Annotated in this window: 9 protein-coding genes; 1 reads left to right on the top strand and 8 read right to left on the bottom strand. The window is 59.0% G+C overall.

What is annotated here, in order from left to right:
• Positions 1-274: 274 nt before the first annotated feature.
• From ACTQV3_RS07045 to ACTQV3_RS07035, 3 genes are all read right to left on the bottom strand, one after another.
• Complete coding sequence (locus ACTQV3_RS07045; protein ID WP_441535865.1) at positions 275-1675, bottom strand: phosphoglucomutase/phosphomannomutase family protein; 1401 nt, start codon at positions 1673-1675, stop codon at positions 275-277.
• A gap of 172 nt (positions 1676-1847) precedes the next feature.
• Positions 1848-2741 (bottom strand): homocysteine S-methyltransferase family protein, encoded by an 894-nt coding sequence (locus ACTQV3_RS07040; protein WP_441535864.1) that lies wholly within the window; start codon positions 2739-2741, stop codon positions 1848-1850.
• Between the two features lie 12 nt (positions 2742-2753).
• Positions 2754-3176: a metal-dependent transcriptional regulator gene (locus ACTQV3_RS07035; protein WP_154518396.1), complete on the bottom strand. Its 423-nt coding sequence runs from the start codon at positions 3174-3176 to the stop codon at positions 2754-2756.
• Positions 3177-3296: 120 nt separating this feature from the next.
• On the opposite strand from ACTQV3_RS07035, the gene pepT reads away from it, so the two are divergent.
• Positions 3297-4544, top strand: coding sequence for a peptidase T (pepT, locus tag ACTQV3_RS07030; protein WP_441549918.1), 1248 nt, complete (start codon positions 3297-3299; stop codon positions 4542-4544).
• Positions 4545-4797: 253 nt separating this feature from the next.
• Here pepT and ACTQV3_RS07025 read toward each other — a convergent pair whose 3' ends face one another.
• The 5 genes from ACTQV3_RS07025 to atpG form a co-directional block, all read right to left on the bottom strand.
• Positions 4798-6051, bottom strand: coding sequence for an LCP family protein (locus ACTQV3_RS07025; RefSeq protein WP_441017012.1), 1254 nt, complete (start codon positions 6049-6051; stop codon positions 4798-4800).
• Between the two features lie 12 nt (positions 6052-6063).
• A complete protein-coding gene (gene murA / locus ACTQV3_RS07020) occupies positions 6064-7347 on the bottom strand; it encodes a UDP-N-acetylglucosamine 1-carboxyvinyltransferase (RefSeq protein ID WP_154518387.1) in 1284 nt (427 codons plus the stop codon).
• A gap of 88 nt (positions 7348-7435) precedes the next feature.
• Positions 7436-7828: an ATP synthase F1 subunit epsilon gene (atpC, locus tag ACTQV3_RS07015; RefSeq protein ID WP_441535866.1), complete on the bottom strand. Its 393-nt coding sequence runs from the start codon at positions 7826-7828 to the stop codon at positions 7436-7438.
• A 5-nt stretch (positions 7829-7833) separates the two neighbouring features.
• A complete protein-coding gene (gene atpD / locus ACTQV3_RS07010) occupies positions 7834-9288 on the bottom strand; it encodes a F0F1 ATP synthase subunit beta (RefSeq protein ID WP_427727748.1) in 1455 nt (484 codons plus the stop codon).
• A complete protein-coding gene (gene atpG / locus ACTQV3_RS07005; protein ID WP_441535863.1) occupies positions 9288-10196 on the bottom strand; it encodes an ATP synthase F1 subunit gamma in 909 nt (302 codons plus the stop codon). The genes atpD and atpG overlap by 1 nt, the downstream gene beginning before the upstream one ends.
• Between the last annotated feature and the right edge of the window lie 2 nt (positions 10197-10198).

Genomic DNA, 10198 nt, shown 5'->3' with positions numbered 1-10198 from the left:
CCAAGTCAGACCATTTCAAATGGTTCGATGTCTGCCCGGATGCGACACACCATGTGTGTCCATCCTCGCAGTATCCGGTTCTCAAGGTGCACGCCTGCGCCGGTTCCCGGTCCGACCGGGCCGCGCGGCAAGGAGATATATTGCCAGACCGGAGGGGCCCCGGGGGCGGGAATCTGGTTGCACACAACTCCTACACATTTATACCCGCAGCTGACGCTTGCCAGTCGTTACCTACCACTCGCCGAGCATATCTTTATATTGAGCAGCCCCATAGCTAGAGCCGATATGCGCCCCGAGCCAAAGCGCAGCCGGCATCAAGCAACTCGTCGCGCTCCTCCACCGAAAAGCCCTCGGCGTACACTCGCACCACCGGCTCAGTGCCACTCGGGCGAACCAACAGCCAGGTATCATCCTCAAATGCCAAACGCAAGCCGTCCATGTGACTTACGCTCTGCGGCGCCTTGCCGCAAATCGACTTGGGATTCACACCGGGAAGCAGCGTGCGCAGCGACTCGGCATCTTCTGCCTCAAGTCGTAAATCTCGACGGCCATAACTTGTTTTTCCAAAACTCGCCTCGAGCTGATCGACCAGCACGCCCAGCGAAGCCCCCGTCTTTGCCATGAGCTCACACAGGAGTAGGCAAGCGAGAATGCCGTCACGCTCGGGCATATGCGCGGCAATGCCGATGCCACCGGCCTCCTCACCGCCCATAAGCACCCCGTCTTTTTTCATCTCGGCGGCTATATATTTGAAGCCAACCGGTTTTACGGTCACGCGGCAACCGAGTGCCTCGGCAACACGACGTACAAGCGTTGAGCACGATAGATTGACGACGACTCGCCCCTTCAAATTGCGAAACTGAACCAATTCGCCCATTACGAGCGCCATGATCTGATGCGGATGTATATATCTACCGCGCTCGTCGACCGCGCCAATACGGTCAGCATCGCCATCGGTCACCAGGCCGGCACACGCGCCGTCTTCGATAACTGCACGCTCGCAGGCATCCACCCACGGCTCTACGGGATCGGGACAGATATCCCTCCAATCCGATGCTTGCCCCGCATGAATCTCATGGACCTCAACACCCAGCTCGCGCAGCAAATCGGCAAGATAACCTTGAGCCGCTCCCCCCATGGGGTCGACCACCATGCGCAGACGAGCGGCACGAATGGCATCGGCATCGACAAACGATGCTACCGCTCGCATATAGTCGGGAATGATATCCGCCGTGCGATACTGCTCCTCGAGCCCCAGAGGTTCGGCGGCCATCGTTGCCTCGAGTTCTTCGATGACGTCCTGGTTTGCCGTGGAACCATCGCCCATGCGCAGTTTGAGACAGAGATAGCCCTGCGGATGATGTGAACCGGTCACCATGAGCGCCCCGCACGCCTCGCCATCGTATGCGGCAGCCCACGTGATGGCAGGCGTGGGTACAAAACGGGCCGCGAGCACGGCATCAAGGCCATGGGCCGCAAGCACGCCAGCTGCAAGTTCTGCAAACTCGCGCGCCCGGGGACGGGTGTCATACCCGATATATACCGTCTTGCCGGGATATGTCTTTTGCCAGAGCTCGCCGGCGGCATCAGCGATACGGGCAACATTGTCAGCGTTAAAATCCTCGCCGACGCGAGCGCGCCAGCCATCAGTTCCAAAATGAATTATCGCGCACACACGCAGACACCTCGCAGTGTTTGGATCATGGTACGCAAGTGGTATACCCGCAACGAGCGCCCGGCAAGCCGCCGGCGCACGCATTCACCGTTTAGGCAAAAGCCGTCGAGGGCGCATATAGACAAAACCGCCCCGGTTGGGGCGGTAATTCGAATGTGCTTTTCTTAGGACTCTATATATCGAGCGCGTCTGCCATAGCAGCCGTCGTGATCGCCGTGGTTCCGCAACAGCCACCAACCATTGCGGCGCCAGCCCGCTTCCACTCGACGCATGCGCGCGCGAAAGCTTCGGGGTCCTCGTGCCACACGGGCCCATCTTGCGTTTGGACCGGATTTCCCGCATTGGGACGTACAGTAACGGGCGTCGTGGCTACTTTGACCATTCTTGGTACCGCAGCGGTAGCCGCTGTCAGGGTGCAGCAATTGACCCCAACCGAGCTCGCACCGTGCTTCTCGGCATACAAGATGGCACCTTCGATGTTTAGGCCATCACCCAGCAGGTCGCCCTTGTCATCAATAGCAAAGCTCACCAGAACGGGCATGCCATCAGCGGCATCATGGACACCGGCGAACACGGGCTGCAGATTGCGGATAGACGTGATCGTCTCGACCAGAATCCCGTCGACGCCGGCGTTGAGCAGGGCGGACGCCTGCTCGCGAGCATTTGCGCGAATCTCTCGATACTCGGAAGAATCCTCGACAAACCACTCAATCGCAATAGGCCCCATGGACCCCAACAATAGCTGGGGATTTGCCTGGCGGGCATCGTCGACCGCCCCGCGATTGACCTCTGCCATAGATGGAGCGATTTCATCGCGATCGAGCGCAAAACCCGATGCCTGGAACGTATTGGTAATAAGCACCTGTGCACCAGCGGCGGCATACAGTCGGTGGATGCGAGAAACCGTCTGTGGTTCGGCGAGGTTCCAAAATGCCGGCGGAATATCGGCAGCACCGTATTCACTCAGCAGCACGCTGCCCATCGGACCCTGTGCCAGCAGCGTCTCGCTGGCAAGTCGGCGCATAAGCTCCTCGCCGCCGAAGCGATTGTAATAACTCGTATCCATATATATGTTTCGCTATTCCTCGATGCTGATTCCCTGCTTTTCGAGATAGGCGAGCCAACGGACCATTGTGTCCTCGGAAAGCGCGTGCTCCATCATGCAGGCCTCGGCATCGGCGCGCTCAAAGTCGACGCCGAGCTCCTGGACCAAAAATGTGCGAATCAGGCGATGGCGATACCAGATAGCCAAACCGACCTCGCGCCCACGGTTGGTCAGGATAACCTTGCCGTAGTGAGACTGCTCGACAAGTTCGGATGCCTTGAGAGCCGAAACCGCCTTGTTGACCGATGCCTTCGAAACGCCAAGGCGCTGTGCGATATCGACCGACCGCACGCCATTAGTCTCCCCATCCTCGCTTTCGATGCGAACCATGCACTCCAAGTAGTCTTCGTTCGCCACCGTTAGATGTAGCTCGCGCGAGCTATTTGTCGTATCCATGAACATCCGTCCCTTCTGCATTCAATGGCTGATTCTACCCCATCCAAGCGTCGCGGTATGCCGCGGCATACCGTGCTAGAGTTCTTGATGCACACGACAACCAAGATTGGAGCGGTCTCTATGGAAAACACCACCACGAACCCCGACGTACTCGAGCGTTTTTTGCGCTACGTCCAGATCAACACACAGTCCGAGGATGCCAACTGTGACCAGGTGCCGTCGAGCACCGTCCAGTTTGATCTTGCCAATGTGCTTGCCGAGGAATTGCGCGAGCTTGGTGCAACCGATGCCCATGTAACCGAAAACGCCTATGTCTGCGCTCACATTCCCGCGAGCGCCGGCTCCGAGAATAAGCCCGCCCTGGGCCTGATCGCGCACCTCGACACCACCGAGGTCGCACCGGGCGCCGGCGTAGCGCCGCACATCGTGCACTACGAGGGCGGCGACCTGGTTTGCGGCATCGTCGACGGCAAGCCCGTATCCATGAGCACCGCCAAGCTCCCCGCCCTCAACAACCTTTTGGGCGAGGACCTGGTTTGCACCGACGGCACCACGCTGCTGGGCGCCGACGATAAGGCCGGTGTCGCCGAGATTATGGCGCTCGTCGCGCGCATTGCACAGGACCCCAGCCTGCCTCACCCCACGCTTGGTATTTGTTTCTGCCCGGACGAGGAAATCGGCCACGGTGCCGAGCTGTTGGATATCGAGGACTTTGGCTGTAAGTATGCCTACACAGTCGACGGCGGTCCGGTTGGCGAGCTTGAGTGGGAGTGCTTCAACGCCGCCGAGGCTACCGTTAGCTTTGAGGGCCAGTCCATTCACCCCGGCGACGCCAAGGGCCGCATGGTTAACGCGGGCAATCTGTTCTGCGACTTCAATGCCCTGCTCCCCTACGTGCAGCGTCCGGAATACACCGAGGGCTACGAGGGCTTCTATCACCTCGAGGGCGTTTCTGCCACAGTCGACCATGCCACGGCGCGCTATATCGTCCGTGATCACGATGCCGCCAAGTTCCAGCAGAAGCTCGAGCTGATGGATGCTGCCGCCGCGCTGCTCAACCAGCGTCTGGGCGAGGAGCGCGTAACGGTCGAGATCAAGCACCAGTACCGTAACATGGCCGAGATTGTCCGCGACTACCCACAGCTGATCGATGTCGCTAAGGAATCCTTCCTTGCCTGCGATGTTGAGCCCCAGGTGCTGCCGATTCGCGGCGGCACCGACGGTGCACAGCTGTCGTTCCGCGGCCTGCCCTGTCCCAACCTTTCGACGGGCGGCTACTGCTACCACGGCGTCAATGAGTTTGTTCCGGTCAGCTCGCTCGTCAAGATGACCGACGTCTTGCAGGAACTCGTCGCCCGCTTCGCATAAGGAACTCGAATAATCTAGGTAAGCAAAATCGCCCCGTCCTCAAAACCGAGAACGGGGTGATTTTTTGGTGCAAGGGGAGTAGTCGGCATCGCTGGTTGAATCAACGTCAGCGAGCGACGTCCAGAGCGAACAAGTTGGCATGAAAAAGGCAGGACATTGATTCTGGTCATGCCCTGCCTTTTGAATGACAAATTGTCGCTCTGGGCGGCGCGCAACGTCGAGCCGTTGCGCGGACTAGCAAGCCCGCGCAACCCTAGTAGTTGGCTTCGTAACCGTTGCCGTCGCCAGTGGGCTCCTCGTAATAATATGAGCTGTAATCCGAATCGTCCGAATAGCTCGAATCGTCCGAATAGCTCGAATCGCCCGAGCTTTCCGACGAACCGGCCGTACCGTAGGCGTAATCGTCAGAAGTATGGTTGCTCAAATCACCGATTGTGGAGCTGGTTCCGTCGGATAGGCCCATGGTGTTTGGTCCCTTAGGATCCTTGCCGGCATCGACGCGCGCCATCATCTCCTTAAGCTCGTCCTCGTAGACAAAGACATAGCTCTGGCCGTCGATCATGGTGGTTTCATCTGCGTAGGAAGGCAGATTCGCCGAATAGATGCCATCGACATCCATGCCGCGCATAGCATTGACCGTAGACACGATGTCCTGAACGCTCATATCGGTCACAAGCATATCGGACAGCGAATTAACCAGGTCGAAGACCTTCGTAGCATCAAAGTTGTTGAGAATCTGGTTGGCAAGGGCACCAAGCACCTGGCGTTGGTGACGCATGCGCGTATAGTCGCCGTCGGCATAGGTATAGCGGCAACGGGCATAGGTGAGCGCGGTAGCACCGTCCATGTGCTGCTGGCCTGCCGTAATCTTAATGTCCAGATGCTCGGGGTCATCGACATCGTCGGTGGCGTTGATGTCGATACCGCCCACAGAGTCAATCAATGATTGCATACCGTCAAAGCTAACCTCGGCATAGTGGGAAATCTGCACGCCGCACAGCTCATTGACCGCTTGAACCATGGCCTCGGCACCGCCATAGGTATGGCAGGCGTTGACCTTCATGGTTTCGCCGTTATAGACAACCTTGGTATCACGTGGAATGGATATAAGCGTAGCCTGCTTTTGCGTAGGGTCGATGCGCGCCAAGATAATTGAATCGGCGCGATACGTGTCCTCGCCCGGACGACCATCGGTACCCAAAAGAAGCACGTAGAACGGATCCTTGGCCTCATTGGTATCCACCAAGATATGGCGCAGATTGTCGGTAATGACATTGGAATCGCCAAGCTTGCCCATAATGTTGGCGAACCACAGCCCGGCGGCAGTCGTAGCGCTCAGCAGCACGCCAAGCACGGCGATAAGCGCAACGCGACGGATTGTCTGGCCGCGGCGGCGCTGACGAGCGCGCTCGGAGTAGCGTGCAACATTATCGCGACTGTAGATCTTGGCCTGTGCGCCGGTTGAAGGTCTTCGAGTATCCGCTAAGGGCTTCTTATTATTAAACATAGGCAACCTGCATTAGTAGATGACGGGATCGGGAACAGTGGCGTGCTCGACGTTTGCACCAAGTGCCTGCAGTTTTTCGACAAACTGCTCATAGCCACGTTTGATGTGATGGATGGCCGAGACCTCGGTAACGCCGTCGGCGATAAGGCCAGCAACGACGAGCGCGGCGCCGCCGCGCAGATCAGGCGAGGTAACCTGTGCACCCGAGAACCCCTTGACGCCATGAATCATGGCGTGATGGCTTTCGATGCGGATATCCGCGCCCATACGGACCAGCTCCGACGCGAACATGAAGCGGTTCTCGAAGATATTCTCGGTAATCACAGAGCTGCCATCAGCAAGAGCGGAAAGCACCATGATCTGCGCCTGCATGTCCGTCGGGAAGCCCGGGAACGGAAGTGTCTGAATATCGACCGGCCTGATGTGCTCGACACGACTCACGTGAACGCCATTCTCGATTCGCTCACACTCGATACCCATGAGCTCCATCTTCTTGAGCACCATGCCCAAGTGAATGGGGCAAAAGCCCGTAACGTCGACACCGCGGTCATCGGCCATCAGAGCACCGGCAACGATAAAGGTGCCGGCCTCGATGCGGTCGCCCACCACGCGATGGGTAACGGGATGCAACTCGTCCACACCTTCGATGGTCACGACGGGCGTGCCGGCGCCAACAATCTTGGCGCCCATCTCGTTGAGCATGTTGGCAAGGTCGACGATCTCGGGCTCGCGAGCCGCATTATCGATAACCGTAGTGCCTTGTGCGCGCACGGCCGCCATGATGAGGTTCTCGGTAGCGCCGACGCTGGCAAATTCAAGCGTAACCGTGGTACCACGCAACCCCTGAGGAGCGTTGGCATTGATGTAACCGTGTGCAGTGTCGAATTCTACGCCCAGCGCCTCAAGACCCAAGATGTGCATGTCGATCTTACGGGCACCCAGATTGCAGCCACCCGGCATGGCAATCTTGGCACGATGGAAACGGCCCAGCAGGGGACCCATCACGGCCGTGGAGGCGCGCATCTTGGCGACAAGCTCGTAGGGAGCCTCCCAGGAATCAACCTGAGAAGTGTCGATCTCGAGCGTATGCTCATCGAGAACGTCAATCTTGGCGCCCATACCCTTGAGCACCTTGCCCATAACATGGACATCCGAGATATCGGGCACGTTCTGCAGCGTCGTCTTCCCCGGTGCCAGAAGCGTTGCCGCCATGAGTTTGAGTGCAGAGTTCTTTGCACCCGAAACGGGCACGGAGCCTCCGATGGTGTGGCCACCTTCAACACGGATAATATCCAAGGTCTACCCTTTCAAAAAGCATGCCCGGGATGGCTGGGCCATCCCGGGCATGATGTGTTCGCAAATGGTCGAACGCCAAATCGTTTGACTATTGGGCAAGCATGAGCTTACACCATGCGATTTCATTATAGAGGTAGGCGCGGCGTGCATCATCCTCCGACAAATTACCCAGCTTCTCTTCAAAACCTTGAATATCAGCTTTAAGCTTGTCGGCATCGACGGTCGCCAAATCGCAAGCGCGCTCGGCGAGGACAATCACGACATCGTCCGCAACCTGGGCATAGCCGCCGTCCACAGCAAACATGTGGTCGACGGTGCCCATTTGCTTATCACAAACGCGAACGTAGCCGCGATCGATCGTGCAGATCTCGCTAGCGTGACGCGGAAGAATGCCGAACTCGCCGTCCGTGGAAGGCAGGGCGACAAATGCCGCCTCGCCTTCATAGGCGCAGCTCTCCGGACACACGATGCGGATTTGCATAGCCACTACTTCTCCTCCATCTTGGCGGCGCGCTCGCGCACGTCGTCAATCGTGGACGCATAACGGAACGCCTGCTCGGGCAGGTCGTCGCACTCGCCGTCGACAATGGCGGCAAACGAGCGGACCGTGTCCTCGACACGGATGTAGACACCGGGGTTGCCGGTGAACTGCTCGGCGACGTGGAAGGACTGAGACAGGAACTGCTGGAGCTTACGGGCACGGTTGACCGTAAGGCGCTGCTCCTCGGAAAGCTCGTCCATACCCAGAATGGCAATGATGTCCTGCAGGTCGGAGTACTCCTGGAGCAGCTCTTGGACTGCGACGGCCACACGATAGTGCTCCTCGCCGACAATCGAGGGATCCAGGGCGTCGGAAGAGGAAGCCAAGGGGTCGATTGCGGGATACAGACCGAGCTCGGCGATGGAACGCGAAAGAACGGTCGTGGCGTCGAGGTGTGTAAACGTCGTGGCGGGAGCCGGGTCGGTCAGGTCGTCTGCAGGGACGTAGACAGCCTGAACGGAGGTGATGGAACCCGTCTTGGTCGAGGTAATGCGCTCCTGGAGGTCGCCCATCTCGGTAGCCAGCGTGGGCTGGTAGCCAACAGCGGACGGCATACGGCCCAGAAGGGCGGAAACCTCGGAACCGGCCTGGGAGAAGCGGAAAATGTTATCGATGAACAGCAGGACGTCCTGGCCACGATCGCGGAAGTACTCAGCGGTGGTGAGGCCGGCCAGACCAATGCGCAGACGCGCTCCAGGCGGCTCGTTCATCTGACCGTAGACCAAGCAGGTCTTATCGATAACGCCAGACTCGCTCATCTCGAGGAACAGGTCGGTACCCTCACGGGTACGCTCGCCAACGCCGGTGAACACCGAGGTGCCGCCATGCTCCTGGGCGAGGTTGTTGATGAGCTCCTGAATCAGAACGGTCTTGCCGACGCCGGCACCGCCAAACAGACCCGTCTTGCCGCCACGGATGTAGGGCTCGAGCAGGTCGACGGCCTTAATGCCGGTCTCGAAGATCTCGGTCTTGGTAGTGAGCTCGTCGAAATGAGGTGCCGGGTGATGGATGGGATAAAACTCATCGATCTGGGGCATGGGCTTGCCATCGACAGGCTGGCCCATAACATTCCAAATGCGGCCGAGGGTCTCGGGGCCGACGGGCATCTTCATGGGTGCGCCGGTGTCGACCGCGACGACGCCGCGCTGCAAGCCGTCGGTCGACGTCATGGCGACGGTACGAACGACACCGCCGGGAAGCTGAGACTCAACCTCCAGGATGGTGCTGATGTGACCCATCGGCGTATCGGCCTCGACCGTGAGCGCGTTGTAGATCGAGGGGACAGCGCCATCGAACTTAACGTCGACAACTGCGCCGATGATGCGGACGATACGCCCCTCACCGGCCGTCTGACGTGCCGTGGCCTCCTCGACCGCCGCTTTAACGGTGGTATCTGCCATTAGTGTTCCTCCAATGCTGCGGCTCCGCCCACGATCTCGTTGATCTCCGTGGTAATGGAAGCCTGACGCACGCGGTTATACGTACGGGTAAGAGTCGAGATAATCGACGACGCGTTCTCCGTGGCGGAGTGCATGGCCTTACGGCGCGCACCCTGCTCGGCGGCGGCCGAATCGATCAGCGCCTGATGAATGACGGTCAGGATGTAGCTGGGGACCAGCTCAGCCAACACATGCTGGGCGCTCGGCACGAACTTGAACGAGGACGAGACGCGCTCGGGGCCCTCGTCTGCGTTCTTGCGCGGGCCATGTGCCATGGCGATCATCTCGGGGTCGAGCGGAAGCAAATGCTCGGTACGAAGAACCTGATCGACGCGGTTGCGAGCGTGATGGTACACGATCTCGACGCGGTCGAGCTGACCCTTGGAGTACTCGTCGCAGATATAGCTCGCGATCATGCGGGCATCCTCGAGGCTCGGGTCGGCCGAGGAACCCTCGAAGTGCATGACCGTGTTGGCACGGCTGCGAAAATACTCGCTCGCCTTGCGACCGCATGCGATGATCTCGCACTCGGCGCCATCATGTGCCCATTCGCGAGCGATTTTCTCGCAGGTGCGCTCAACGTTGACGTTGAAGCCGCCCGCCAGACCGCGATCGGACGTGATCGTGATGATCAGACCGCGCTTGAACTCCTCATGCGTCTTGAGCATGGGGTTGTCGCCGGCAGTCTCTGTATCGCTCGCAACGGTGTGCATGACGTCGGTGAGCGCCTTCTTGTAGGGCTCAGCCTGCGTGGCTCGATCGAGCGCGCGACGGATCTTGGCCGTAGATACCATCTCCATCGTGCGCGTGATCTGCTTGGTGCTCGTGACCGAGGAGATTCGCTTCTTAATGTCGCGAAGGTTAGCCATAG

Source organism: Collinsella sp. LCP19S3_A7 (assembly GCF_052121995.1).
Classification (GTDB): Bacteria; Actinomycetota; Coriobacteriia; order Coriobacteriales; family Coriobacteriaceae; genus Collinsella.
Note: the sequence above shows the minus strand (reverse complement) of the source record. Positions and strands in the feature narration are given on the sequence as shown.